General features: G+C 67.3%; 20 protein-coding genes, 1 tRNA gene and 1 riboswitch. Of the genes, 10 read left to right on the top strand and 11 right to left on the bottom strand.

Going from position 1 to position 24,056, the window contains the following annotated elements; all coding sequences use genetic code 11:
- Positions 1-12: 12 nt before the first annotated feature.
- The 4 genes from Q8P46_06025 to Q8P46_06010 form a co-directional block, all read right to left on the bottom strand.
- Positions 13-1,020 (bottom strand): formyltransferase family protein, encoded by a 1,008-nt coding sequence (locus Q8P46_06025; protein MDP2619719.1) that lies wholly within the window; start codon positions 1,018-1,020, stop codon positions 13-15.
- Positions 1,021-1,033: 13 nt separating this feature from the next.
- The gene (locus Q8P46_06020; protein ID MDP2619718.1) at positions 1,034-2,479 is read right to left on the bottom strand and encodes a TrkH family potassium uptake protein; all 1,446 of its coding nucleotides are present in this window, start codon (positions 2,477-2,479) and stop codon (positions 1,034-1,036) included.
- A 264-nt stretch (positions 2,480-2,743) separates the two neighbouring features.
- Positions 2,744-3,136 (bottom strand): Co2+/Mg2+ efflux protein ApaG, encoded by a 393-nt coding sequence (apaG, locus tag Q8P46_06015; protein ID MDP2619717.1) that lies wholly within the window; start codon positions 3,134-3,136, stop codon positions 2,744-2,746.
- A 55-nt stretch (positions 3,137-3,191) separates the two neighbouring features.
- Entirely contained in the window at positions 3,192-4,409 is a 1,218-nt protein-coding gene (locus Q8P46_06010; GenBank protein ID MDP2619716.1) for an O-succinylhomoserine sulfhydrylase, read from the bottom strand.
- 52 nt (positions 4,410-4,461) lie between these two features.
- Positions 4,462-4,540, bottom strand: a riboswitch (SAM riboswitch).
- 71 nt (positions 4,541-4,611) lie between these two features.
- Between Q8P46_06010 and Q8P46_06005 the strand changes: the two genes are divergently transcribed.
- Positions 4,612-5,745 carry a 2'-deoxycytidine 5'-triphosphate deaminase gene (locus Q8P46_06005; GenBank protein MDP2619715.1) on the top strand — a complete coding sequence of 378 codons (1,134 nt, stop codon included), beginning with the start codon at positions 4,612-4,614 and terminating at the stop codon, positions 5,743-5,745.
- Here Q8P46_06005 and Q8P46_06000 read toward each other — a convergent pair.
- Positions 5,742-6,737, bottom strand: coding sequence for a radical SAM protein (locus tag Q8P46_06000; protein ID MDP2619714.1), 996 nt, complete (start codon positions 6,735-6,737; stop codon positions 5,742-5,744). The two genes, Q8P46_06005 and Q8P46_06000, sit on opposite strands and share 4 nt — an antisense overlap.
- A gap of 202 nt (positions 6,738-6,939) precedes the next feature.
- Between Q8P46_06000 and Q8P46_05995 the strand changes: the two genes are divergently transcribed.
- A tRNA-Gly gene (locus Q8P46_05995) sits at positions 6,940-7,013 on the top strand.
- Positions 7,014-7,045: 32 nt separating this feature from the next.
- Here Q8P46_05995 and Q8P46_05990 read toward each other — a convergent pair.
- On the bottom strand, positions 7,046-9,052 hold the full coding sequence (locus tag Q8P46_05990) for a glycosyltransferase (GenBank protein MDP2619713.1): 2,007 nt from the start codon (positions 9,050-9,052) through the stop codon (positions 7,046-7,048).
- 530 nt (positions 9,053-9,582) lie between these two features.
- Between Q8P46_05990 and Q8P46_05985 the strand changes: the two genes are divergently transcribed.
- The 3 genes from Q8P46_05985 (at position 9,583) to Q8P46_05975 (ending at position 12,930) form a co-directional block, all read left to right on the top strand.
- Positions 9,583-9,873, top strand: a complete 291-nt coding sequence (locus Q8P46_05985; protein MDP2619712.1) for a FeoA family protein — start codon at positions 9,583-9,585, stop codon at positions 9,871-9,873.
- A gap of 1 nt (position 9,874) precedes the next feature.
- Positions 9,875-11,737, top strand: coding sequence for a ferrous iron transporter B (locus Q8P46_05980; GenBank protein MDP2619711.1), 1,863 nt, complete (start codon positions 9,875-9,877; stop codon positions 11,735-11,737).
- 362 nt (positions 11,738-12,099) lie between these two features.
- Complete coding sequence (locus Q8P46_05975; GenBank protein ID MDP2619710.1) at positions 12,100-12,930, top strand: transporter substrate-binding domain-containing protein; 831 nt, start codon at positions 12,100-12,102, stop codon at positions 12,928-12,930.
- Positions 12,931-12,941: 11 nt separating this feature from the next.
- On the opposite strand, the gene Q8P46_05970 is transcribed toward Q8P46_05975, so the two are convergent.
- Positions 12,942-13,676, bottom strand: coding sequence for a sterol desaturase family protein (locus Q8P46_05970; GenBank protein MDP2619709.1), 735 nt, complete (start codon positions 13,674-13,676; stop codon positions 12,942-12,944).
- 81 nt (positions 13,677-13,757) lie between these two features.
- Entirely contained in the window at positions 13,758-14,171 is a 414-nt protein-coding gene (locus tag Q8P46_05965; GenBank protein MDP2619708.1) for a tellurite resistance TerB family protein, read from the bottom strand.
- A 149-nt stretch (positions 14,172-14,320) separates the two neighbouring features.
- Here Q8P46_05965 and Q8P46_05960 point away from each other — a divergent pair, with 149 nt between their 5' ends.
- From Q8P46_05960 to arsC, 3 genes are all read left to right on the top strand, one after another.
- Positions 14,321-15,934 carry a lysine--tRNA ligase gene (locus tag Q8P46_05960; protein ID MDP2619707.1) on the top strand — a complete coding sequence of 538 codons (1,614 nt, stop codon included), beginning with the start codon at positions 14,321-14,323 and terminating at the stop codon, positions 15,932-15,934.
- A gap of 360 nt (positions 15,935-16,294) precedes the next feature.
- Positions 16,295-17,383 (top strand): quinone-dependent dihydroorotate dehydrogenase, encoded by a 1,089-nt coding sequence (locus tag Q8P46_05955; protein ID MDP2619706.1) that lies wholly within the window; start codon positions 16,295-16,297, stop codon positions 17,381-17,383.
- The gene (gene arsC, locus Q8P46_05950) at positions 17,380-17,730 is read left to right on the top strand and encodes an arsenate reductase (glutaredoxin) (GenBank protein ID MDP2619705.1); all 351 of its coding nucleotides are present in this window, start codon (positions 17,380-17,382) and stop codon (positions 17,728-17,730) included. The genes Q8P46_05955 and arsC overlap by 4 nt, the downstream gene beginning before the upstream one ends.
- A gap of 3 nt (positions 17,731-17,733) precedes the next feature.
- Here the strand turns inward: arsC and Q8P46_05945 are convergent, their stop codons facing one another.
- The 3 genes from Q8P46_05945 to Q8P46_05935 all read right to left on the bottom strand — a co-directional run bounded on the left by Q8P46_05945 (position 17,734) and on the right by Q8P46_05935 (position 20,497).
- Positions 17,734-19,062, bottom strand: a complete 1,329-nt coding sequence (locus Q8P46_05945) for an MATE family efflux transporter (protein ID MDP2619704.1) — start codon at positions 19,060-19,062, stop codon at positions 17,734-17,736.
- 9 nt (positions 19,063-19,071) lie between these two features.
- A complete protein-coding gene (locus Q8P46_05940) occupies positions 19,072-19,365 on the bottom strand; it encodes a DUF6460 domain-containing protein (protein ID MDP2619703.1) in 294 nt (97 codons plus the stop codon).
- 97 nt (positions 19,366-19,462) lie between these two features.
- Positions 19,463-20,497: a 3-oxoacyl-[acyl-carrier-protein] synthase III C-terminal domain-containing protein gene (locus Q8P46_05935; GenBank protein MDP2619702.1), complete on the bottom strand. Its 1,035-nt coding sequence runs from the start codon at positions 20,495-20,497 to the stop codon at positions 19,463-19,465.
- A gap of 180 nt (positions 20,498-20,677) precedes the next feature.
- Here Q8P46_05935 and Q8P46_05930 point away from each other — a divergent pair, with 180 nt between their 5' ends.
- A complete protein-coding gene (locus Q8P46_05930) occupies positions 20,678-23,200 on the top strand; it encodes a ligase-associated DNA damage response DEXH box helicase (protein MDP2619701.1) in 2,523 nt (840 codons plus the stop codon).
- A complete protein-coding gene (gene pdeM / locus Q8P46_05925) occupies positions 23,193-23,909 on the top strand; it encodes a ligase-associated DNA damage response endonuclease PdeM (protein MDP2619700.1) in 717 nt (238 codons plus the stop codon). The genes Q8P46_05930 and pdeM overlap by 8 nt, the downstream gene beginning before the upstream one ends.
- Positions 23,910-24,056 lie beyond the last annotated feature (147 nt).

Raw genomic sequence — 24,056 nt, 5'->3', positions numbered from 1 at the left:
TCTTCAAGGCGTTCACGCCTCCAGGAAAAGGTCTTGGCGCATGCGCCGGTAGGCGGACGGCGCCGCCATCATCGCGGCGATGCGCGCGAGCCTGTATCCGAGCTTGTTGACGCGCCGGCGCCGCGACAGCCTGACCCTGCCATCCGACAGGTCGATCTCGACAAATCCCCGCGCGATGCGGGGAGGCTCGCCCGATGGCGGGCCGACGACCCCGACGAACCGATAGACTTGGAGAACCCCCTGCTGCGGCGGCAGCTCGTCCGGGCGGATTTGCAGCGACCTTTGCGGCCCGAGGACGTCGCAGAGGCGGCGGACCTGGTCAACGGTGCTGTCGCGCGAAACCATGATCTCGTCCTTGCCGATGCGAATGTAGCTGCCCGCTTCGGGGTCCTGCGGCGCGGCGTTCAGCCGGCCCACGAAAAACGCGGCGAGCTCGTTGCCGACCATGTCGGCGGCTACCTCCGCCAGCAAGGCCTCCCAGCGCACGTAGCTTCCGGCCAGGCTGAACAGCAGTCTGCGCCGCGCCACGATATCGCCTTCGTCTATCCCTTCCGAGAGGATGTGGAGGGTCATTCCGCCGTATTCGTCCTGCTTGCCATGCAACAGCATCCCCAACCGGGGATGGGGACCCTTGTAGAAGGGTTGCAGCGCCGGGTGGAAATTGAACGCGTTCCTCCCGAAGAAGCCCAGCAGGCGCGCCGGGACGATCTGATACGTCATGGCCGTGATCAGCGTGTCCGCGCCGAGCTCTTCGGCCCGTTCGATGGCGCCGGTCCAGGAGGAAAGCCTATCGTTTCTGAGCACATTGATGCCGTTCCGCCTGACGATGCAGGCCGTGCTCCAGTCCGGAAAGGCCAGCGTCCACGGCCTGCCGCGCCGCAGGAAGGGTTTGGCCGCGCTGTTGCCGATCCACAGCTCCGCCACCTCGTGGCCCTGCGCCAGCCAGCCGCGCATCACCCGGGCGCGCAGAAAGCACTCCGTGGCGACGAAGATCGCCCGGCGGGAGGATTTGGGTTTCATCGTTCCATTCGACTCAATAGCGCCAGAAGCGCGGCGTCAGCAGCACCAGCACGGTGAACAGCTCCAGCCGGCCGAGCAACATGGCGAAGGAGAGCGTCCATTTGGCGCCGTCGGACAAGGGCGCGAAGGTCCCCGCCGGCCCGACGATGGGCCCGAGGCCGGGGCCGACATTGGAGATTGCCGTCGCCGCCGCTGAAAGGGCGGTGACGATGTCCAAGCCTTCGAAGCCGAGCAAAATGGTGATCACGCCGGTCGTCAGAAGATAGAGAAAGAAGAAGCTAAGCACGGCGCCGGAGACACTGTCCGGCAGCGGCTTGCCGTTAAAGAGATTCACGAACACGCCGTGCGGGTGCAGCACCCGCTTCAGATGCTGGCTGATATTCTGGTACAGCACCTGGAAGCGGAACACTTTAATCCCGCCCGCCGTTGAACCGGTGCAGCCGCCGACGAACATCAGGCAGAGGAGAACAGCGATCGAGAATGGCCCCCAAAGATCGTATTGGGCTGTCGCATAGCCGGTTGTGGTGATGATCGAGACGGTGTTGAACACCGCCTCGCGCAGGCCATGAACGTCGCCGTACTCACCCTGTTGCTGGGCGATTAGAGCCAAACCTGAGAAGGCGGCTACAAAAATGAAGAACATCCGCACCTGGCTGTCGGTCAGCAAAGATTGGACACGCCCCTGCGCCGCCTTGATGTAGAGAATGAACGGCAGCGACCCGATGATCATGAAGACGATGGCGATGGTCTCGATGGCGGCCGAGTCGAAATACCCCATCGAGGCGTCGTGGCTGGAAAAGCCGCCGGTGGCGATGGTGGTCATGGAATGGATGGTGGCGTCGAAGACGCTCATGCCGGCGAGGTGATAGGCGATCCCGCAGACGAGCGTGAACAGGATGTAGATGCCGGTGAGCGAGCCGGCGATCTGGGTGGCGCGCGGCAGGATCTTCTCGGACGTGTCGAATGCTTCGGCCCTGAAAAGCTGCATGCCGGCGACCCTCAGAATGGGCAGCACGGCGATCGCCATGGCGATAATACCGATTCCGCCGAGCCATTGCAGGAGGCCGCGCCACAACAGAATGCCGGGCGGGGCATGGTCGAGGCCGGAGATCACGGTCGATCCAGTCGTCGTCAGACCGGAAATGGTTTCAAAGAAGGCATCCGTATAGCTTAGGTCCAGTTCCGACCAGACAAAGGGCAGGGCAGCGAACAGCGCGACCAGCACCCAAGCAAGAGTGGTCATCATGAAGGCCTCGCGCACGCCGAGCCGCCGGTCGGCGCCGCGCGAGGCCAGGGCCATGGCGAAGCCGACAAAATAAGTCGGCACGGCCGCGATGACGAACGCGATCCAGTCCGGGTTGCCGAGGGCGAGATCGACGACCGCCGGCAGCATCATCGCCGTCGCCAGCGTCGCCAGCAGGATCCCGTTGACCAGGCCGATGGGGCGGAATTCCAGCACGCGTGCGTCCTCGGCAGGCTCTTGAATAACAGCGATTAACGCCGCTAGACACACCTCTCCCCGGTGGGGAGAGGTCGGTTCGCGGCAGCGAACCGGGCGAGGGGGCGTAAGAGTTTCAATATGTTACGCACATCCCCCCACACCCTGCCCCTCTCCCCACTGGGGAAGAGGGGACGCTGCATCGGCTTCCATCGCACCTTTTCAACGGCCTCTGGAACCTTCCCGCGGAACGGTGCGTCGAGCTGCTTAGGCGTGGCATCTGGCTCAGTTCACGCTCTTTTTCATGTGCGGGCTGTCGAGCGAAAAGGCCGGGATGTCGACCTTGAAGCGCTCGCCGCGCTCGGTCTCCATCAGATAGCTTCCGGCCATGATTCCGGTCGCCGTCCGCAACGGCACGCCGCTGGTATATTCGAAGCTGCCGCCGGGCTGCAGGCGCGGCTGCTCGCCGACCACGCCGAGCCCGCGCACCTCCTCGGTGCGGCCGTGCGCGTCGGTAATCTTCCAATGGCGCGAGATCAGCTGCACCGGCTCCTCACCCTGATTGGTAATGTCGATCCGGTAGGCCCAGAAATATTCGCTCGCCTCCGGATCGGAGCGGTCGGCCAGATAGAACGGCTCCACGCTCACCTGGATCGACCGCGTGACTGCGCGATACATGGCGTCAACGACCCTCTCACCCCGCGGGGCCGCCGCCCCAAACCGGCAGACTTGGTTAAACCCGGTCGAGCGCAGCGTCAATGTCGGCAACGAGATCCTCGACCGCTTCGAGCCCAACGGAAAGGCGCAACAGTCCGCCGGTGATGCCGAGCTCCTGGCGCGCCTCCTCGGTGAGGCGCTGATGGGTGGTCGTTGCCGGGTGGGTGATCAGGCTCTTGGTGTCGCCGAGATTGTTGGAAATGCGAATGAGCTTGAGGGCGTTGGAGAATTTGAAGGCGGCGGGCTTGCCGCCGGCAAGCTCGAAGGCCACCATCGGCCCGCCCGAGGCCATCTGGCGGACGGCGAGCGCGGCCTGCGGGTGGTCGGCGCGGCCGGGATAGAGCGTGCGCGCCACCTGGCTCTTGCCCGCCAGATGATCGGCGATCCGCGCGGCGCTGGCGCAATGGCGCTCGACCCTGAGGGCCAGCGTCTCCAGCCCCTTGAGCAGCACCCAGGCGTTGAACGGGCTCATCGACGGGCCGGTCTGGCGCATGAAATTATGCAGGTAATCCATGATGAATTCTTCGCTCGAGAGCACCACGCCGCCGAGGCAACGGCCCTGACCGTCGATATGCTTGGTGGCCGAATAGACGGTGATGTCGGCGCCGAGCTCGAGCGGGCGCTGATGCAGCGGTGTTGCGAACACATTGTCGACGATGAGCCGTGCGCCGGCCTCGTGGGCGATCTCGGCGACGGCGGCGATGTCGATGATTTCGAGCGTCGGATTGGTCGGGGATTCGAGAAAGAACGCCCTGGTCTCGGGCCGCACCGCCTGGCGCCACTGGTCAAGGTCGGCGCCGTCGACCAGCGTCGAGGACATGCCGAAGCGCGGCAGCAGCGTCTCGACCACGTAGCGGCAGGAGCCGAACAGCGCCTTGGCCGCGATCACGTGATCGCCGGCCTCAAGCTGGCAGGTGAGCGCGGCGGTGACCGCGGCCATGCCGGTGGCGGTGGCCCGCGCCGCTTCCGCCCCCTCCATCAGGCACATCCGCTTTTCGAACATGGCCAACGTCGGGTTGGCGTAGCGGGAATAGATGAAGCCGTCGTCCTCGCCCTTGAAGCGGGCTTCGGCCTGTTCCGCCGTGTCATAGACATAGCCGGAGTTCAGGAACAGCGCCTCGGAGGTCTCGCCGAACTGGGAGCGGAGGATGCCGCCCTGGACGAGCTCGGTGTCGAGGGCATAGCCGCGGACGGACCTTTCGGTCGCCTTTCGGGCCTTTTTCGGTGGGGTCATCGGGGCGCACTCCTCATCAAAAAACCCGGGCCGCTCGAAATCGCGAAGCCGGGTCTCCTGCGCCCCGGCCTTTTAGCGATTTGTTTATCGTGGCTGCAAGCCGGCCGGCCCAAATCACCACGCGATCCTGTTGGGCTTTACAACCCTCGCCTCTTGGCGTCAAGGCGGGGTTAGGATAGACGAGCCTACGAGGAGACCCGCCATGGCAAGCCCGCAGCCGGCGCAAAGCCCGGCCATCGCCAAAGCCGGCATCCTGCCCTCGCACGCGATCGAAGCGCTGGTCGAAGCAGGCGCGATCAGGCCGGCAAGGCCGCTGATCGAAGGCCAGGTGCAGCCGGCAAGCCTCGATCTGCGCCTCGGTGCCCGCGCCACCCGCGTGCGCGCGAGCTTCCTGCCGGGCAAGGCGATGCGGGTGTCGGACAAGCTCGAACAATTGGCGCTGCACGAGATCGACATCTCCGCCGGCGCGGTGCTGGAGACCGGCTGCGTCTATATCGTGCCGCTGCTCGAAAGCCTGGCGCTCGACAGCGGTATCGCCGCTGCCGCCAACCCCAAGAGCTCGACCGGCCGGCTCGACGTCTTCACCCGGGTGATTGCCGACCGCGCCCAGGAGTTCGACAAAATCGATGCGGGTTATACGGGCCCACTCCATGCCGAGATCTCGCCGCGCGCTTTCCCGATCCTGGTGCGCGAGGGAAGCAGGCTCGCCCAGATCCGCTTCCGCTCGGGCCATGCCGTGTGCTCGGACGCGGAACTTACCGCGCTCAACGAAAGCGAGGGGCTGGTCTCGGCGGCCAAGGCCAATATCGCCGGCGGCCTGGCGCTCAGCGTCGACCTGCGGGGCGAGACGGAAAGCGGGCTCATCGGCTTCCGCGCCAAGCACCACACCGCGCTGATCGACCTCGACAAGGTTGCTGCCTACGAGGTGCTCGATTTCTGGGAGCCGATCTTTTCGCGCGGGCAGAACAGCCTGATCCTCGACCCCGACCAGTTCTACATATTGGCGTCGACGGAAGCCGTTCAGGTGCCGCCCGGCTATGCCGCGGAAATGATCCCGTTCAATCCGCTGGTCGGCGAGTTCCGCGTCCACTATGCCGGCTTCTTCGACCCCGGTTTCGGCTATTCCGGGGCCGGCGGCGCCGGCAGCCGCGCGGTCTTGGAGGTGCGCAGCCACGAGGTGCCGTTCATTCTCGAGGACGGGCAGATCGTCGGCCGGCTCCTCTATGAGCGGCTGACCGAGACGCCGAGACAAGTCTATGGCAGCGGCATCGGCTCGAGCTACCAGCGCCAGGGCCTCAAACTGTCGAAGCACTTCAAGCCGTTCACGCCCGCCTAGGCCGAGCAGGAGCCGCCGCCCAGCACGCAGAAGCGGGCGCAGTGCGGGTGGTTCAGCTTGACCGCCCCGTTCTTGAAATTGCCGCCGTTGGCGCGCGCCGCCTGTTCCAGGCTCGCGCCCATCTCGAACGCACTGTCGTAGGCGATCAGCGTGCAGGGCAGCACGGCAGGCCGCGCCGCCCCCTTGCGCTTGACCACCATGCGGCTCGTCGCGCACATGACGCTCGAGGGGTCGACCCCCAGAATACCCCAGCACGCGGTGGTGATCTCGGCTACGTCGAGGCGCTCGTTCATCTCCGGAAACAGCACCAGGTCGCCCGCGTTGCGCGCATCGAGGTTAAGCCCGCGCTCGGCGAACAGGCGCCGATAGCCGGCGCGCAGCGATCCTTCCGGTTCCTGCCAGCAGGTGCGGCCGGCAACGGCGATGCGAAAGCCCTCCGCGGCAAGCCAGTCGATCCCGTCGAGCGTCGCCTGCCAGCTTTCCGGGCCGCGCTCGGCTCCGTGCAGTTCCTGCGTGTAATGGTCGAGGCTGACGCGCAGCTTGAGCCGCCCGCCATGGCGGGCCTTGAGCTCGAGGAGCCCCGCCTTGATGCGCGGCCGCTGCATCGGCTTCATGGCGTTGGTCAGGATCAGCACCTCGAAGCCGCGCTTGAGCGCGTCGGAGGCCATCGCCAGCATGTCCGGATTGAGGAACGGTTCGCCGCCGGTAAAGCCGATCTCGCGCGTCGCAAACCCGCCTGCCTCGATCTCGTCGAGAAAGACGGCCGCCTCCGCGGCGGTGATATATTCCAGCCGGTCGTTGCGCGGGTCCGACTCGATATAGCAATTGACGCAGGCGATGTTGCACAGCGTGCCGGTGTTGAACCACAGCGTCTCCAGCTGCGCCAGCGGCACCGCCGCGCGCGGCTCGCCCTTCGCCGTCCGGTCGGGGTCGACGAACTTGCCGGGGGCGAGCGGCGGGGCGCTGTCCTGTTTCGACGTAAGTGCTTCCATTTCCTCAAGTCTGCGTCTGTCCGCGATTCGGCGGAACCTAGCATATGAACGGCCGCGCGGAAGGCGGCGGATGGACACGTCTTGTCACGAATGCGTGTGCCGGTCTTCATGGAGACGGCATGGAGATGGCCGGGACCCGTCGGCCATCGCGAACGAAAGGGCTTGTCCGCCCCGGCGTCGGGCCGCTATTTTCATGAGGGATGCGGGCGTAGCTCAATGGCAGAGCGAGAGCTTCCCAAGCTCCAGACGAGGGTTCGATTCCCTTCGCCCGCTCCAGTCCCTTTCCCGGCGCCGCACCGGCCGCGGGCTCAGGGCAAGAGCCGATAGCGGCTGCCCCCGTGCTCGGTCTTGTCCCAGTGGAACGGGCGGCGGGCGAGATCCCACAGCGCGTGGTAGGCGGCAAGCGATATCAGCAGCCAATAGACCGGCATCCATTTCAGCGCCGCGGCCAGGCCGTTTAGCCCGCGCTTCTTCACCCCGAGCCAGCCGAGCAGGATCGCCGCCGTGTAGCCGACCGTGAGGTTGAAGGTGTTGATCGCCGCAAGCCCCAGCCTGCCCGGGCTCGGCGGCTCGGCGAAAACGAGCCCGGTCATGAGCGCGTAGACGATGGCGGCGGAAAAGACCGGGTGGGCGAGCGCCGAGACGACCGTACCGGCGATCAGCACGTTGAAGGCGATGAAGCCCTTCGGGCCCAGCTCGCGCCACAATAGAAGCGGTGCGCGCATGTGCACGAAATAGGTCTGCAGCCAGCCCTTGATCCAGCGCGTGCGCTGGCCGAGCCAGCCGGGCAGCCGGCCGCAGGCCTCCTCGAAGGTGCGCGAGTTGAGCATCGCGCAGCGGTAGCCGCGCCGCGCCAGGCGAATGCCGAGATCGGCGTCCTCGGTGACATTGTAGGGGTCCCAGGCGCCGACTTCCTCGAGCCGGTCGCGGCGGAAATGGTTCGAGGTGCCGCCGAGCGGGATCGGCAGCCTGAGCGCCTCGAGCGCCGGCAGCTGCGCGTCGAACAGCGCCGCATACTCGATCCCGAATTGCCGGGTCAGCCAATTGCAGCCGGTGTTGTAGAAGCCGAGCGGCGCCTGGACGCAGGCCAGTTCCGGCGGGCCGGCGGCAAAGGCGGCGACGGCCCGGCGCAGCTGGTTCGGCTCCGGCCGGTCTTCCGCGTCATAGACGGCAACGAGGCTGCCGCGCGCAAGCTGAAGGGCGAAATTGAGCGCCTTGGGCTTGGTCCGCGGCCCGCCCGGGGGAACGACGACGCGGTGAAAACCGGCCGGCAGGCGCAACGCCTGCGCCGCGGCTAGCGTTTCGCGGTCGTGCGCCTCGAAAATCAGCTTGATGTCGAGTTTGGCGGCCGGATAGTCGAGCCGCCGCAACGCCTTGACGAGTTGCGGCAGGACGGCTGCTTCGTTGAGCAGGGGCACCAGCAGCGTATAGACCGGCAGGTCCTCCTCGGCGGTGCCGCCCGGCGCGACATCGGCCGCGTCCCCTGCCGGGGCGGCGCGTTCGGCGCCCCGGCCCGGCGCCCGGGTCGCGGCGAGGACCGTCATGGTCCGCAGTATGTTCACGGCTGCGAATATCACCGCCAGGACGACGGCCAGCGCCGCCAGGGTGAAAGCCGGCGCGGCGGCGAGCGCGGCGAGGCAAACCGCGGCCGAAACCGCCAGCACCGACGCCTGTACGAGGCCGAGGCCGCTGGCGGCGCTCGATGCCGGACTGGAATCGGCAAGGTTGCGGCAGGCATGCGCCAGCATCGCCTCGTTCCGTCCGCGCTGCACGATGCCGGCAACGTCGCCGGGGGTCGCGATGATCAGGTGATTGCGCAATGCCCGTGTCGCGTCCGGACGCCGGCTCAGCATGACGAGCCGCCGCAGCGCCCGTCCCTGCGGCGCGATGGCGACCCGCAGGCCCTCTCCGGTGCGCGCCAGCGGCACGATGTTGGCGCGGGCCATCGCCGCGCCCTTGGGATGCTTGAACGCCCGCCAGTTGACGGCGTTCTCGGGCAGACGTGAAAAGCTCAGCCCCAGGTGGGCCCCGAGCGCCCGGTAATAGGTGATCTGGGTGATCAGACCGGTATTGAGCAGAACCTGCTCCGGCGAGACCCGCCAGCGCCGCGCCGCGGCGGCGGCGCGACTGAGCGTCCCGCGGTCCACATGGCGGCCCTCGAGAAAGGAGATTTCGGGTGGGAGCGCTTCGCGGCGGGCGATCCGGCGGCCGTTCAGCACGGTCGTGCCGGACGGGCGCGCGCGCAGTACCGCGGGACGCGCGGGCATCGCCGGCACGCCCCCTCCTGCCGGGTTGGGCTCGATCAACCACGCCACGCAACAACTCCCGCCGCTCAGTGTTTGTCGCGCGTCCCTGAAAACTCCTACCGGTTGCCAGCATAGCCGGACTGGCGCCGGAGTCCTGACAAAATGCCGCAGGCCGGCGGAATATTGTGGATAAGTGTGCGGTTCGGATACTTGCGAATGCTTTCCCCTTCGGCCGAAATACTAAATGGGGTGAGGAGTTTTCAGTTGGAATAGTTCTAATAATCAATCCGAACTATTGACATCCCCGATCGGGACACTTCATATGCGAAGGACCGGCGAATTCGTGGGCCTAACCTTTGATTATGGGGCCTTGAACCCCGTGGATTAGGGGACCAGGAATGTCTCTCCAAGAAGCCGCGCAGGCGCGCCCCGTTCCCGCCCGATCCGCAGGCGGATGGGCAAAACAGGTGCTTATCGGGCTCCTGTCCGTGTTCGGCTGGGCCATCGAAACGATCGGAAATTCGCAGATAAAGCCGCTGATCGGCGCTGAGGCCGATCCGGGCCGATGGCCGCCGCAGGGCGCCGTCCCTCCGGACGGCATCGTCAAGCTCGGCCGCGGCGACAGGGGCATCCGCGGGACCGTCGTCAGGCTTAGCGCCGAGACGGGCGCCGCCGGCGACGGCATCGCCGCGGCGGAGCTGGAGCGCCGTCTTCTCGAGATCGGCTTCGTCGAGGGCGCCGCGGTCGAAATCCTGCATGAGGGCTTCATTCGCCGCGACCCGATCGCCGTGCGCCTCGACGATATGCGGGTCGCCCTGCGCCGGCGCGACGCGGACGCGATCCTGGTCCGCGTGCGCGGCGCGAGCGCTCCCGTCCGCACGGAAGGCTGAGATGTCCGAGACCCTCGCCTCACCGATGCGGATTGCGCTTGTCGGCAATCCGAACAGCGGCAAGACGGCGCTGTTCAACGCCCTGACCGGCGGCCGCCAGAAGGTCGCCAATTATCCCGGGGTGACGGTGGAGCGGAAGGAGGGCGTGTTCGAGACGCCGGCCGGCCGGCGCGCCTACATCCTCGATTTGCCCGGCACCTACTCCCTGCGCGGCCGCGGCCCCGACGAGGCGGTCACGCGCGACGCGGTGCTCGGCCAGCTTTCGGGCGAACAGGGGCTCGACCTCATCGTCTGCGTCGCCGACGCGACGAACCTGCGCTTGACGCTGCGCCTGGTGCTGGAGGTGAAGACGGTCGGCCGGCCGATCGTGCTGGCGCTCAACATGTTCGACATCGCCGAGCACCGCGGCATCGGCATCGACATGGACAGGCTGTCGCGCGAACTCGCCGTTCCCGTCGTGCCCACGGTGGCGGTGCGGCGCAGCGGCGCGGTCGATCTGTTGCGGCAGATCGACCGGTTGCGGTTGGGCCATGGCGGCGGCGGCCCCAACGCCTGGCGCGAGGCGACGGCCGAAGACGTCGTTGCCGCGCATCGCGAGGCGGAGCGCGTGCTCAAATCCTGCGTCAGGCCGCCCGCGCGCCCGGATAGCTGGACCGGACGCCTCGATCGCGTGTTGCTGCACCCGGTGACCGGGGTCATGATCCTGGTTGCCGTCCTGTTCCTCATCTTTCAGGCGGTGTTCGTGTGGGCGACCCCGGCGATGGAGATGATCGGGACGGCGTTCGACGGCCTCGCCGGCCTGGTTGAAACGCTCGTTCCGGAAGGGATGTTGCGCAGCCTCATCGCCGACGGCCTCATCTCAGGCGTCGGCAGCGTGCTCGTCTTCCTGCCGCAGATCATGATCCTGTTCTTCTTCATCAACCTGCTCGAGGATATCGGCTATCTTGCGCGGGCCGCCTTCCTCATGGACCGCGTCATCGGCGGCGTCGGGCTGCACGGCCGCGCCTTCATCCCGCTCCTGTCGAGCTTTGCCTGCGCGGTTCCCGGCATCATGGCGACCCGCGTGATCGACGGCCGCCGCGACCGCTTGGCGACCATCATGGTCGCGCCGCTGATGACCTGCTCGGCGCGCATTCCCATCTACACCCTGCTCATCGCCGCCTTCGTGCCGCAGCGGACCGTCGGCGGTCTCGTCGACCTGCAGGGCCTGGTTCTGTTCAGCCTCTACGGCGCCGGGATCGTCAGCGCGTTCGCCGTCGCCTTCGTGTTCCGCAAGGTCGTGTGGCGCGGCGCGAGCGAGCCCTTCATCATGGAATTGCCGGCCTACAAGCTGCCCGACCCGCGTAACGTGCTCATGGGCGTGCTGTTGCGCGCGCGCATCTTCCTGCGCCGGGCCGGCACCATCATCCTGGCGATGATGATCCTGATCTGGTTCCTCTCCACGGTGCCCGGCGCGCCGCCGGGAGCCATCGAGCCTGCGATCAATTACAGCTTCGCCGGCATCATCGGCCACGCCCTGCTGCCGTTGCTGGCGCCGATCGGCTTCAACTGGCAGATCGCCATCGCGCTCATTCCGGGCCTGGCGGCGCGCGAGGTCGCCGTGGCGGCGCTCGGCACGGTCTACGCCATCGGCGGCGAGGCGGGCACCTTGGGCAACACGCTGGCCGAGCACTGGTCGCTGGCCACCGCGCTTGCGCTGCTCGCCTGGTACGTCTTCGCGCTGCAATGCGCCGCAACGCTCGGCGTGTTCAGGCGCGAGACCAATTCTTGGCGCTGGCCGGTCATCATGTTCGTCTGCTTGATGGCGCTCGCCTACGCCGCCGCCTTCATCGTCTACAACGTCGCCACCGCGCTCGGGGGCTAGGAGAATGATCCAGGCGCTCGTCACCTATCCGATCGTGGCCCTGGCGGCGGCCTGGGTGCTGTGGTCGATGATTTTGCCGGCGCGCACGCGCGTGGGCCTGCGGCGCATGGTCGGGCTTGGAACGCTCGCCTGCGCCGCGCTAGGCCCGCCGAGGGCCTGCGGCGCCTGCGATGGCGCGGGTTGCCCTCTGGTCACGCCGAGGCGGGCCTCGGCGCGCGCCGCGCCCCGTGCATCCGTCCCTAGGAACTCCGCCTGAACATCATTATAACCGGCGGGCGATGCGACCATTCAGACAACGCCGCGGCCGGCAATGCCGGCGCGCGGGTGCATGGCGCCGGCCCCTTATCCGACTTGGCGCCGGCGTGGCGCTTGTTGCGGCGGCGGTCTCCCTGGCCGCGGCCCAGAGCCCGCGCCGAGTCGAGCCCGAGCCGGTCGTTCTGCCCAGCTTCTGGCCGATACAGGACCGCCTGGTAACCCCCGATCTGTCGAAGATCCTTTCGATCCGCTTCCTTACCGAGACCGGTTACCCGCCGTTCAACTATCTCGATCGGGACGGCCGGCTCGTCGGCTTCAATGTCGAGCTGGCGCGGGCGATCTGCGTCGAGCTGAAGATCGAGTGCATCATGCGCACCCAGACCTGGGACGAGCTGTTGGCGAAGCTCGAGGCGGGCCTGGGCGATGCCGTCATCGCCTCGCTGGCGATGACCGCCGAGAACCGCGCCCGCGTCGATTTCACCGACCGCTACTATCTGACGCCGGCCCGCTTCGTGGTGCGGGAGGATGCCGGATACGGCGAAATGACACCGGAGGGCCTTGCCGGCCGCACCGTCGGCGTCATCGCCGGCACCGCTCACGAAGCCTATCTCAAGGCGTTCTTCGCCAAGTCCAGGATCGTGCCGTTCGAGACCCGGGAAGAGGCCCACGCCGGCTTGCAGAATCTCGCCGTCGAGGCGCTGTTCGACGACGCCATCTCGCTGATGTTCTGGATCAACGGAACGGCGTCGGACGGCTGCTGCCTGTTCCGCGGCGGCGCCTATTACGACGAGCGCTATTTCGGCGAGGGCGTCGGCATCGCCGTCCTCAAGGGCAACGACGCGCTGCGCCAGGCGCTCAACTTCGCCCTGCGCAGCGTCTATCGCAGCGGCAAGTACGAGGAGTTGTTCCTGCGCTATTTCCCGATGAGCTATTACTGAAGCCCGGGGGTTCAGGCGCGGCGGAACGGCAAGACCAGGCTCCAGCCGAGATGGGTCGGCGGCGCGCCGGGAAATTGATCGAGGCCGATGGTCATGCCGAGATGGCCGCGCTCTGGCTGGGCGATATAGGTTCTGAACAGCCGGTCCCAGACCGACAGGTTGAAGCCGTAATTGGAATCCGTCTCCCTTCCGATCGTCGAATGGTGCACCCGGTGCATGTCCGGCGTCACGATCAACAGCCGGACGATTGCGTCGATGCCCTTGGGGATGCGGACATTGGCGTGGTTGAAGAGCGCGCAGCCGTTGAGCACCACCTCGAAGACGAAGACGGCGGCGGCCGGCGCGCCGAGCGCGATCACCACCAGCACCTTGTAGCCCATCGACAGCACGATCTCGACCGGGTGGAAGCGGATGCCGGTGGTGACGTCGATCTCCGGGTCGGCGTGGTGGACGCGGTGCAGCCGCCACAGGATCGGGATCTTGTGGGCGGCGACATGCTGGACGTAGATCGCCAAGTCGAGGGCCAGAAAGGCGATCAGCCCCTCGACCCACACCGGCCACCCAAGATGGTTGAACAGGCCCCAGCCGCGGCCTTCCGCGAGGACGGCGATGCCGACGGCCGCGAGCGGAAACACCAGCCGCACGGCAGCCGTGTCGATGACGGCGATGCCGAGATTGGTGAACCAGCGATGGCCGCGCGGCCGGCCGCGCTCGCGCCGCGGCAGCACCGCCTCGGACACGGCCATGACGGCGAAAATGGAGACGAAAAGGATCAGCCGCAACGGGCCTTCACTGCCGGGGTGCTGGAAGTCGAGCACCCGCTGGGCTCACAGCGTCGCGTAGCGGGCCCGGGCGCCGCGCTCGATGGCGGCGATGGTCAGCTTGTCGAGGTTGAGCCGGTCGCGCAGCATCTGTAACAGGCGCAGCTCCTCCTGACCGACCGACAGGTCGGCCGCCGCCACCTCGACGGCAAGCGCGTAAGCCGTGTCGTAGTGGGTTTTCGGCAGCGACCGGGCGATCAGATCGAGGACCTCCTTCAAGCCACCCTCCTGCGACAACAGCCGGCCGCAGGCCTCCGCCTCGTGGACGAGTTCGTCCTCGTCGAAATCCTTGAACGCCGGCAGCGTCTTGATGATGCTGCCGATCTTTCTGAGTTCGGCGTCGGTCATCGTCGTGTCGACGGCCGACATGGTGACCATGACGTAGATCAGCGCGGAATGGGAAGACACGGTCTCGGCCATCGAAAAACCCTCCAGCCACATTCATTATCAAATATGCGTAAGGCTCTATCGCCTGTTGCGGCGCGGGGCAAGAGCCGGGCGGGCGATTGACGCATCTTGGCCGCGACCCTAACAATGCTCAGCCGATTTTTCCTCATGCGACCAAGCCGATGAGCGCATCCTCACTCCCTCTCGCCGCGGCCCCGCTCGCCGCCCTCGCGAAGGATTGTCGCGCCTGGCCGTTCGAGGAGGCGCGCAAGCTCTTGCAGCGCGTCGAGGGCCGCGGCGAGCGGCGGCCGGTGCTGTTCGCCACCGGCTACGGACCGAGCGGCCTGCCGCATATCGGCACCTTCGGCGAGGTCGCCCGCACCTCCATGGTCCGCCATGCCTTCCGCGTCCTCACCGAGGACCGCGTCGAAACGCGGCTGATCTGCTTTTCCGACGACATGGACGGGCTGAGAAAGGTCCCCGACAATGTGCCGAACCGGGCGCTGCTCGCCCGCCATCTCGACATGCCGCTGACGCGCGTCCCGGACCCGTTCGGTGAGCATGAGAGCTTCGCCGCCCACAACAATGCGCGGCTGAGGGGGTTTCTCGACGCCTTCGGCTTCGACTACGAGTTCCTGAGCGCGACGGAAACCTACGTATCCGGCCGCTTCGACGAGACGCTTTTGAAGGTGCTCGAGCGCTACGACGAGGTGATGGAGATCATGCTGCCGAGCCTGCGCGCGGAACGCCAGCAGAGCTACTCGCCGTTCCTGCCCGTCTGTCCGCGCACCGGCAAGGTGCTGCAGGTGCCGATCGTTTCCCGCGACGTCTCCGCCGGCACGGTCTCTTACGACGACCCGGAGACGGGCGAGCGGATGACGGTGCCGGTCACCGGCGGCCGGTGCAAGCTGCAATGGAAGCCCGACTGGGCGATGCGCTGGGTGGCGCTTGGCGTCGACTATGAGATGGCGGGCAAGGATCTCATCGATTCCGTCAAGCTTTCAGGCCGCATCTGCCGGGCGCTCGGCGGCACGCCGCCGGAAGGCTTCAATTACGAGCTGTTCCTCGATGAGAAGGGCGAGAAGATTTCGAAATCGCGCGGCAACGGCCTGACCATCGAGGAATGGCTGCGCTACGCCTCGCCGGAAAGCCTGTCGCTGTTCATGTTCCAGGCGCCGCGCCGGGCGAAACGGCTCTATTTCGACGTCATCCCCAAGACCGTCGACGACTATCTCGCCTTCCTGGAGACATTCGCGGAACAGGCGCCCAAAGAGCGGCTGTCGAACCCGGTCTGGCACATCCATTCGGGTGAGCCCCCCGCGCCCGAGCCGGGAATCGGCTTTGCCATGCTGCTCAACCTCGTCAGCGCGTCGAACTCGGAGGACCGCGGCGTGCTGTGGGGCTTCATCCGCCGCTATCTTCCCGGCGCCGGCCCCGAGACCCACCCGCGGCTCGACGAGCTTGTCGGCTATGCGGTGCGCTACTTCCACGATTTCGTGCGCCCCGCCAAGGCCTACCGGCCGCCCAGCGAGACCGAGCGCCGGGCGCTCAAGGAGCTTTCCGACCGGCTTGCGGAGCTGCCGGCCGATGCCGACGGCGAGACCATTCAGACCCTCGTCTACGAGATCGGCAAGACGCACCCGTTCGAGAATTTGCGTGACTGGTTCAAGGCCCTCTACGAGGTTCTGCTCGGCGAAAGCCAGGGCCCGCGCTTCGGCTCCTTCGTCGCCCTTTACGGCATCGCCGAAACCCGCTCTCTCATCGATAAGGCACTTGAGGGCGAGCTTGCGGGCTGACGATAGCCGCCGCCCGGCCTTTACCTCCCGTCAACCCTGATTCTCGAAACCGGACTCGTTTTTTCGCGATTTTCCGCCAATCGCCCCTGAAGGTTATCCCCGCTCTCCGGAGCGCCCTTGGACTCGGACGCATCCCCAGCCCGGGGGCCGGCGTGGCGATATCGCGGCGCCGCGGCGCTCGCGCGAGGCCCCGGATTGTCCGGGGTCGAGGGAAAAAAGGCAAACCCCGGAGCCCGGCGGCTCGCGGCAACGGCGAAGCTTGCCTTCTTGTGATCGCGCCCCGTCGGGGTTAGAGCATGGTCGGGTCACATCGAATGCGAGAAGCGGCATGGGCGCGCAACAATCTCCGGACCTTGAGCCATGAGCTTCTCGCTGTTCGATCTCGCCCAGCCCTTCCTGCTCGCCGTCGATCCGGAGCGCGCCCACGACCTCGCCATCAAGGCGCTTTCAGCCGGCATCCACCCGCGCCAGTCCGCGCCCGACCCGGACAGCCTGAAGGTGCGGGCATTCGGCCTCGACTTTCCCAATCCGCTCGGCATGGCGGCCGGCTTCGACAAGAACGGCGAGGTCGCCGACGCGCTTCTTTCCATCGGCTTCGGCTTTGCCGAGATCGGCACCGTGACGCCGCTTCCGCAGGCCGGCAATCCGCGCCCGCGCCTGTTCCGCCTTGCCGCCGATAAGGCGGTGATCAACCGCCTCGGCTTCAACAATGACGGCCATGCCGCGGTCCTCGCCCGTCTTGAGCGCCGCGGCGGCAGGGGCATTATCGGCGTCAATGTCGGCGCCAACCGGGACAGCGTCGACCTCATCGCCGACTATGTTTCAGGCGTGACGGCCTTCGCGCCCGTTGCGAGCTATCTTACCGTCAATGTCTCCTCGCCCAACACGCCGGGCCTGCGCGCGCTGCAGTCCCGCGACAGGCTCGACGCTCTGCTGGCAATGGTGCTGGCTGCCCGCGACGCGGCGGCATCAGGCGGTCTCCCGCGCCGCCCGGTGCTCCTGAAGATCGACCCCGACATGTCGGGCAAGGAACTGCGGGATGTCGCGGCGGTGGCCCGGGCGCGCGGCATCGACGGCATCATCGTCTCAAATTCCACCGTCAGCCGCCCGCCCCTGAAGGAGGCGAAGCTGGCGCAGCAGGAGGGCGGTCTCTCCGGCCGGCCGCTGTTTGCGCTTTCGACAAGAAGGCTAGCCGCGCTTTACCGGCTGACCGAGGGCAAAATCCCCCTGATCGGCGTCGGCGGCATCGATTCAGGCAGCCGCGCCTATGACAAGATCCGCGCCGGCGCTTCGCTGGTTCAGCTTTATACCGGGCTCATCTATGGCGGCGTCGGTCTTGTCGCCGCCATCAAGCGCGACCTTGCGCGCCTGCTCAAGCGCGACGGGCTGTCGTCCGTTCAGGAGGCGGTCGGCCGCGACGCCGACAAATGGCTCAAGGAGGAGAGATGATGCGCGTCACCATCTATCACAATCCGCGCTGCTCCACGTCGCGCCGGACCTTGCAGCTCCTGCGCGACACGGGCGTCGAGCCGGAGATCGTCGAATATCTGAGACAGCCGCCGGACGCGGCGCTGTTGAAAAACCTTTTGAACATGCTCGGGGTCTCGCCCCGCGACCTGTTGCGCCGGGGCGAAGCGGCCTACAAGCAACTCGGGCTGGCCGATCCCGGAAAAAGCGACGACGAGCCGATCGCGGCGATCGTCGAAAACCCGATCCTGCTCGAGCGGCCGATCGTCGTGAAAGGGGCCAAGGCCGCGCTCGGCCGGCCGCCGGAGAATGTGCTCGATATCCTATGACGGTCAGGCGAACAGCCGCCGGGCGCGGACCCGGCAGCGCCAGGCGAGCGTCACCCCGCGCACGCTCAGGAAGATCAGCAGCGCCAGCCACAGCCCGTGATTGCCGAGGGCGGGCGCGGCGAGCCACCAGGTGGCGAGATAGGCGATGAGCGAGGCGAGCATCATGTTGCGCATATCCACCGACCAGGTGGCGCCGATAAAGACCCCGTCCATCTGGAAGGCGAGCGCGCCGAGGAGCGGCGTTGCCGCCGCCCAAGCCAGATAGACCCGCGCGGCGGCGCGGACGTCCTCACTCGTCGTCATCAGGTCGATGAGGGCGGGTCCCGCCAGCCACAGGATGGCGGCAAGCGCCAGCGCCAGCGCCAGGCTCCATATGAGCGTCAGCCCGACGGCGCGCTCGAAGCCCGGCCGCCAGCGCGCGCCGACAGCGCGTCCGGCGAGCTGCTCGGCCGCCGTCGCCATGCCGTCGAGGAAGTAGCTGGCGACGAGGAAGAAGTTCATCAGCACCGCGTTCGCGGCCAGGATCAGGTCGCCGCTGCGCGCGCCCTGGGAGGTGAAGAAGGCGAAGGCGAACAGCAGTGTGAAGGAGCGGATCATGATGTCGCGGTTGAGCGCGATCATGTGTTTGAACCGCGCTCTGTCGAAGACGGCGCGGAGCGCCGGCCGCGCCGCCCGGCCTCTCGCCGCGACCAGGCCTAAGCCGGCGATAGCGGTCACCGTCTGGCCGAGCACCGTGCCCCAGGCAACGCCGGCGATGCCCCAGCCGAGCCACAGCACGAGATAGACGCTGAGGACGATGTTGAGCCCGTTGAGCAGCGTCTGCAGGGCAAGTCCGGTGCCGGCGCGGCCGAGGCCGATGAACCATCCGAGGATGGCGTAATTGGCGAGCGCGAAGGGGGCCGCCAGCACGCGGATGCGGAAATACCCGCCCGTCACCGCGGCGACCGGCTCGCTCGGGCCCATCAGCTTCAGCGCCAGCGCCAGCATCGGCGTTTGCAGCGCGATGACCACGAGGCCCGAGACAAGCGCGATGCTCATCGCCCGCCACAGGACCGCGCGCTCCTCCTCGGCGTCGCCGGCGCCGAGCGCCTGGGCGGTGAGCCCGGTAGTGCCGCTGCGCAGGAAGTTGAAGGTGGTGAAGATGATGTCGAAGATGACGGCGCCGACGGCGATGCCGCCGATGAGGGCGGCGTCCCCGAGCTGGCCGATGACCGCGGTGTCGACGACGCCGATGAGCGGCGTCGACAGATAGGCGGCCGTCATCGGCACGGCGATGGCCAGGACGCTGCGGTGCGTCACCTCGAAGGTCCGGACCGGCGGCTCTGGCGGCATGAATTGATGTCAGTCGCGCTCGGAACGGGAGGCCCGGCCGGACAGCCTGAGAAGACGGATCACCAGCCACACCGGGAAGACGATGATGGCGCCGAGCAGGAAGTAGGAGAATGCCTCGCGAACCGCGTCGAAGCCCATCTCCCAGATGCGCCTTATGACCCGGCGGACGGCGTCGACGATGTCCCAGGGATGAATGCCGAGCACGGAGAAGATCACGCCGATGACCACGGAGAGCACGATCAGCCGGACCAGCACCCAGCCGGGCGGGCCGCCGAAGAAGCGATGGAGCGTTGGACTCGCCATGGCGCGCGGTTCTCCGTTTCCGTGCGGTTGCCGCCCTGGAGAGCCTCAGATACCACGCCGCGCGGCTTTCGCAAACGCGTGGCGCGCTGCCGCCGGCTCAATAGGTGAAGGAGGACATGCCGATGGTGATCCCGGCGCTGGTGACGCCGACGAGCACGCGATGGCCGCGTTCGAGCTTGCGCTCCTCCAGCGCCAGGCTCATCGCCAGGGGGATCGCCGCCGAGGCCGTGTTGCCGTATTCCGCATGGGTCGGATAGTGGATCGACAGCGGCAGCCCGAGGCGCCTGGCGACGATGTCGCCGCCCTTCTTGCTGGCGATGTGGGCGAAGAAGATGTCGTATTCCCGGCTGAGGAAGGACGGCTCCTCCTCGAAGGTCTGGATGGCGCATTTCATGGTCGCCGCGGTGAGCGCGGTGGAATGGGCGGCAAACAGGCCGGGAACGAGACCGCCGTTGAGCATCTGCGGATCGAGTTTCCCGGCGGCGCTGAGCGGAATGACGCACAACCGGTGATATTCCGGGAAGGTTCGGAAATGGAACCGGAAATCGTCCTCGGGCGTGGCCCGCAAGACGGTCGCGGTCGCTGCCTCGCCGAGCGTGAAGCCGGCGAAATACTGGTCAAGGTCGGCGATGGAGTTGAACTCGCGCTTGATGAAATCGTCCCAGCCGAACTCGCAGGCGATGATCAGCGCCGTCTTGTAGGCGCTGGCCCGCAACAGGCTGTGGGCGACGTGCATGCCGCGCAGCCATCCGGCGCAGGCGTCCAGCACATCGAAGGAGGTGGCGTTCACGGCCCCGACCGCATCCTGGAAAATATCCGCCGTCGCCGGCTCGATCCAGCCGCGCGCCACGCCGGCATAGATGACGACATCGATTTCCGAAGGCTCGATGCCGGCCTGCTCGATGGCGGCGCAGGCGGCGTCGCGGCCGAAGTCGAGCGCCGATTCGCCGTTGACCGCGATATGGCGCCGCTCATTGCCGGTGATCTCGAAGCCGCGCGCAATCAGGGCGCGGAAAGTCTCGAACTCGCGGTCGGAAAAGCGAGCCCGGTTCCGTTCGCCGACAATGTCCAGATAGTTCTGGTTGTCCAAGACCGTCTCGGGAACGCAATGGGCCACAGACAGGATTTTCATTTGCCCCTACGCAACCCCCTATTGTCCCCTGCCGGCGCCAACGCATCCCGGCGCACCGACCGGCCCCCAGCGGGGGACATATTTAATCAGGCCGAATGGCAAATATCCACTATTGCGCCCTGTGCCCGTGTGCCGGCAGGCTCGTCGACCGGGCGTCGTAAAGCGGTTATCGGTTATCGCGTGAGACAAGCCGGTCTGAAAGACGATTTCCCCGCCGCGCTGCCGCCGGTCTTTGCCGGCTGGTTCGAGCGGCGCGGTTGGTCGCCGCGAGCGCATCAGCTTGCCCTCCTCGAGGTGGCGAGAAGCGGGCGCTCGGTTCTGTTGATCGCGCCGACCGGCGCCGGCAAGACTTTGGCCGGCTTCCTGCCGAGCCTGATCGCGCTTTCCGGCCGGCAGACCAGCCGCCTGGCGGCGCGGCCCAGCCGGCTGCACACGCTTTACATCTCGCCCTTGAAGGCGCTCGCCGTCGATATCGCCCGCAATCTGGAACGGCCCATTATTGAGATGGGGCTCGATATCCGGCTCGAGACGCGCACCGGCGATACGCCCGCCGCGCGCCGCCAGCGCCAGCGCCGCGACCCGCCGGACATGCTGATGACGACGCCGGAGCAGGTGGCGCTGATGCTCTCGCACAAGGACGCGGCGGGCGTGTTCAAGAATCTGAAGACGGTGATCCTCGACGAGCTGCACGCGCTGGTGACCTCGAAGCGCGGCGACCTGATGGCGCTGGGCTTGGCGCGGCTGCGCACGCTGGCGCCGGAATTGCGGTCCATCGGCCTGTCGGCGACGGTGGCCGAGCCCGAGGCGCTTCAGGCCTATCTCGTCGCCCAGGAGCCGGGCGATCCGCCGCGCCTTGCCGATCTCATCGACGCCGGCCCCGGCATCGCACCGGAGATCGAACTGCTTAAGCCGGCAGAGCGGGTTCCCTGGGCCGGCCACTCGGCGCGCCATGCCGTCGCCGACATCCATGCGGCGATCGAGGCCCACCGCACCGTGCTCGTCTTCGTCAATACCCGCTCGCAGGCCGAGATGCTGTTTCAGGAGTTGTGGCGGATCAACGACGACAACCTCGAAATTGCCCTGCATCACGGCTCGCTCGATGTCGGCCAGCGGCGCAAGGTCGAAGCGGCGATGGCGGCCGGCCGGCTGCGGGCCGTGGTGTGCACCTCGACGCTCGATCTCGGCGTCGACTGGGGCGATGTCGATCTGGTCGTCAATGTTGGCGCGCCGAAGGGCGCAAGCCGGCTCTCCCAGCGCATCGGCCGCGCCAACCATCGCCTCGACGAGCCGAGCCGGGCGCTTCTGGTGCCCGCCAACCGCTTCGAGGTGATGGAATGCCAGGCCGCTCGCGAGGCATCGGCGGAAGGCGCGCAGGATACGCCGCCGGCGCGCGCCGGCGCCCTCGACGTGCTCGCCCAGCACGTGCTTTGTGTGGCCTGCGCCGCGCCCTTCGATGCCGACGCGCTTTATGAGGAGGCCGCGAGCGCTGCGCCCTATACCGATCTTGCCCGGGCCGAATTCGACAAGGTGGTCGATTTTGTCGCCACCGGCGGCTATGCGCTCAAGGCCTATGACCGCTACGCCCGGCTGCGGCAGACGCCGGAGGGGCTGTGGCGCATCGCCCACCCGCGCGTTGCCCAGCAATACCGGCTCAACGCCGGCACCATCGTCGAGGCGCCGATGCTCAAGGTCCGCCTGGTGCGGCCGCGCCGCGCGGCGCCCTTGCGCGGCGGGCGGCTCCTCGGCGAGATCGAGGAATGGTTCGCCGAGCAGCTCCGCCCCGGCGACACCTTCCTGTTCGCGGGCGAGGTGCTGCGCTTCGAAACCCTGCACGAGAACGAGCTATTCTGTTCCCGCACGCAGGACGAGGCGCCGCGCATTCCCTCCTACCAGGGCGGCAAGTTCCCGCTTTCCACCTACCTTGCCGCCCGCGTCCGCGCCATGCTGGCCGAGCCTGCCGCCTGGCGCCGGCTTCCGGGCCAGGTCGGCGAATGGCTTGCGATCCAGAGGCTGCGCTCGCTGATCCCGCGGCACGACGAGATGCTGGTCGAGACCTTTCCGCGCGCAAACAAGCATTATCTCGTCTGCTATCCCTTCGAGGGAAGGCTCGCCCACCAGACCCTCGGCATGCTGCTGACGCGCCGGCTCGAGCGGGCCAAGGCCCGCCCGCTCGGCTTCGTCGCCAGCGAATATGCGCTCGCCGTCTGGGGCTTGCGCGATATCGGCCGGATGATAAGCGCCGGCAGCCTCTCGCTTGCCGAACTTTTCGAGCAGGACATGCTCGGCGACGACCTCGATGCGTGGCTCGCCGAATCGAACCTGATGAAGCGCGCCTTCCGCGCCTGCGCCGTCATCGCCGGGCTGATCGAGCGCCGCCATCCCGGCCGCGAGAAGTCCGGGCGCCAGCTCACCGTCTCCTCCGACCTCATCTACGACGTGCTCGCCCGCCACGAGCCGGACCATATTCTGATGCGCGCGGCCTGGGCGGACGCGGCGACGGGGCTGCTCGACATCGCCCGCCTCGGCAAGATGCTCGAGCGCATCCGCGGGCGAATCGTGCATAAGGATCTCGACCGGGTCTCGCCGCTGGCGGTGCCGGTGATGCTGGAGATCGGCCGCGAGCCGGTGTTCGGGGCGGCCCAGGAGGAGCTTTTGGCGGAAGCCGCGGACGATCTTGCCGGGGAGGCGATGCGCGTTGACTGAGCCCGCACGAGCGAGAAGGGTTGCGCCGGAGGGTCTCGACATCGAGGTCGCCGGGGTCAGGCTTTGCCTGTTGCCGCAAGGCGCGCTCTACTGGCCAGAGGAAAGGACCCTGATCGTCGCCGACCTGCATTTGGAGAAGGGGTCCGCCTTTGCCGCCGCCGGCGTCTTCCTGCCGCCCTATGACAGCGCGGCGACGCTGCTGGCGCTTACCGGTCTGTGCGGCAGACATGGGCCGGAACGGGTGATCGCACTCGGCGACAGCTTTCACGACGCCGAAGCGCCCGGGCGGCTTGCGCCCCGGGACGCGGCCGCCATCGCTTCCCTGCAAAGGGGGCGGGAGTGGATCTGGATTGCCGGCAACCACGATCCGGCGCCGCCGCAAGGGCTCGGCGGCGAGGCGGCGCGGGAGCTGGCGATCGATGGGCTTACCTTTCGCCACCAACCTCTCAGCGGCGCGGGCGCCGGCGAAATTGCCGGCCACCTGCACCCGGTCGGCCGGGTGCGGGTCAAGGGGCGGACGATCCGCCGGCGCTGCTTCGCCGCCGACGGCGCACGCTTGATCGTGCCCGCCATGGGCGCGTTCACCGGCGGGCTCAACGTGCTCGATAGCGCCTTTTGCGATCTTTTTACCGGCCCGTTCCACGCCTGGATGCTCGGCGAGAAACGGCTCTATCCGGTTCGCCGCCGCAGGCTCTTGCCCGACGCGTGAAAGGATTTAGAGCGGTTCATGGTTATAGGGAACCATTTGACCGGGATGATTTTGCGCCGTGGCCAGGCGCGGCTCGCCGGGCGATGCGGTGCATCGGCCAACAGCCGCAACACCGCCACGGCGCAAAAGAACCCGGCCTTCGGTGGG

Source organism: Hyphomicrobiales bacterium, from assembly GCA_030688605.1.
Lineage (GTDB): Bacteria > Pseudomonadota > Alphaproteobacteria > Rhizobiales > NORP267 > JAUYJB01.
The sequence above is the reverse complement of the archived record's forward strand: the minus strand, read 5'-3'. Positions and strand labels throughout refer to the sequence as shown.

Bases quoted from the DNA above. Each gene is read 5' to 3' on its own strand.
- Q8P46_06010 (MDP2619716.1), bottom strand. From the start codon at position 4,409: ATGACCCCACCGAAAAAGGCCCGAAAGGCGACCGAAAGGTCCGTCCGC.
- Q8P46_05970 (MDP2619709.1), bottom strand. From the start codon at position 13,676: ATGGCCGTGTCCGAGGCGGTGCTGCCGCGGCGCGAGCGCGGCCGGCCG.
- Q8P46_06000 (MDP2619714.1), bottom strand. From the start codon at position 6,737: ATGGAAGCACTTACGTCGAAACAGGACAGCGCCCCGCCGCTCGCCCCC.
- Q8P46_05965 (MDP2619708.1), bottom strand. From the start codon at position 14,171: ATGGCCGAGACCGTGTCTTCCCATTCCGCGCTGATCTACGTCATGGTC.
- Q8P46_06025 (MDP2619719.1), bottom strand. From the start codon at position 1,020: ATGAAACCCAAATCCTCCCGCCGGGCGATCTTCGTCGCCACGGAGTGC.
- Q8P46_05945 (MDP2619704.1), bottom strand. From the start codon at position 19,062: ATGCCGCCAGAGCCGCCGGTCCGGACCTTCGAGGTGACGCACCGCAGC.
- Q8P46_05935 (MDP2619702.1), bottom strand. From the start codon at position 20,497: ATGAAAATCCTGTCTGTGGCCCATTGCGTTCCCGAGACGGTCTTGGAC.
- Q8P46_05980 (MDP2619711.1), top strand. From the start codon at position 9,875: ATGTCCGAGACCCTCGCCTCACCGATGCGGATTGCGCTTGTCGGCAAT.
- Q8P46_06005 (MDP2619715.1), top strand. From the start codon at position 4,612: ATGGCAAGCCCGCAGCCGGCGCAAAGCCCGGCCATCGCCAAAGCCGGC.
- Q8P46_05955 (MDP2619706.1), top strand. From the start codon at position 16,295: ATGAGCTTCTCGCTGTTCGATCTCGCCCAGCCCTTCCTGCTCGCCGTC.
- arsC (MDP2619705.1), top strand. From the start codon at position 17,380: ATGATGCGCGTCACCATCTATCACAATCCGCGCTGCTCCACGTCGCGC.
- Q8P46_05960 (MDP2619707.1), top strand. From the start codon at position 14,321: ATGAGCGCATCCTCACTCCCTCTCGCCGCGGCCCCGCTCGCCGCCCTC.
- apaG (MDP2619717.1), bottom strand. From the start codon at position 3,136: ATGTATCGCGCAGTCACGCGGTCGATCCAGGTGAGCGTGGAGCCGTTC.
- Q8P46_05940 (MDP2619703.1), bottom strand. From the start codon at position 19,365: ATGGCGAGTCCAACGCTCCATCGCTTCTTCGGCGGCCCGCCCGGCTGG.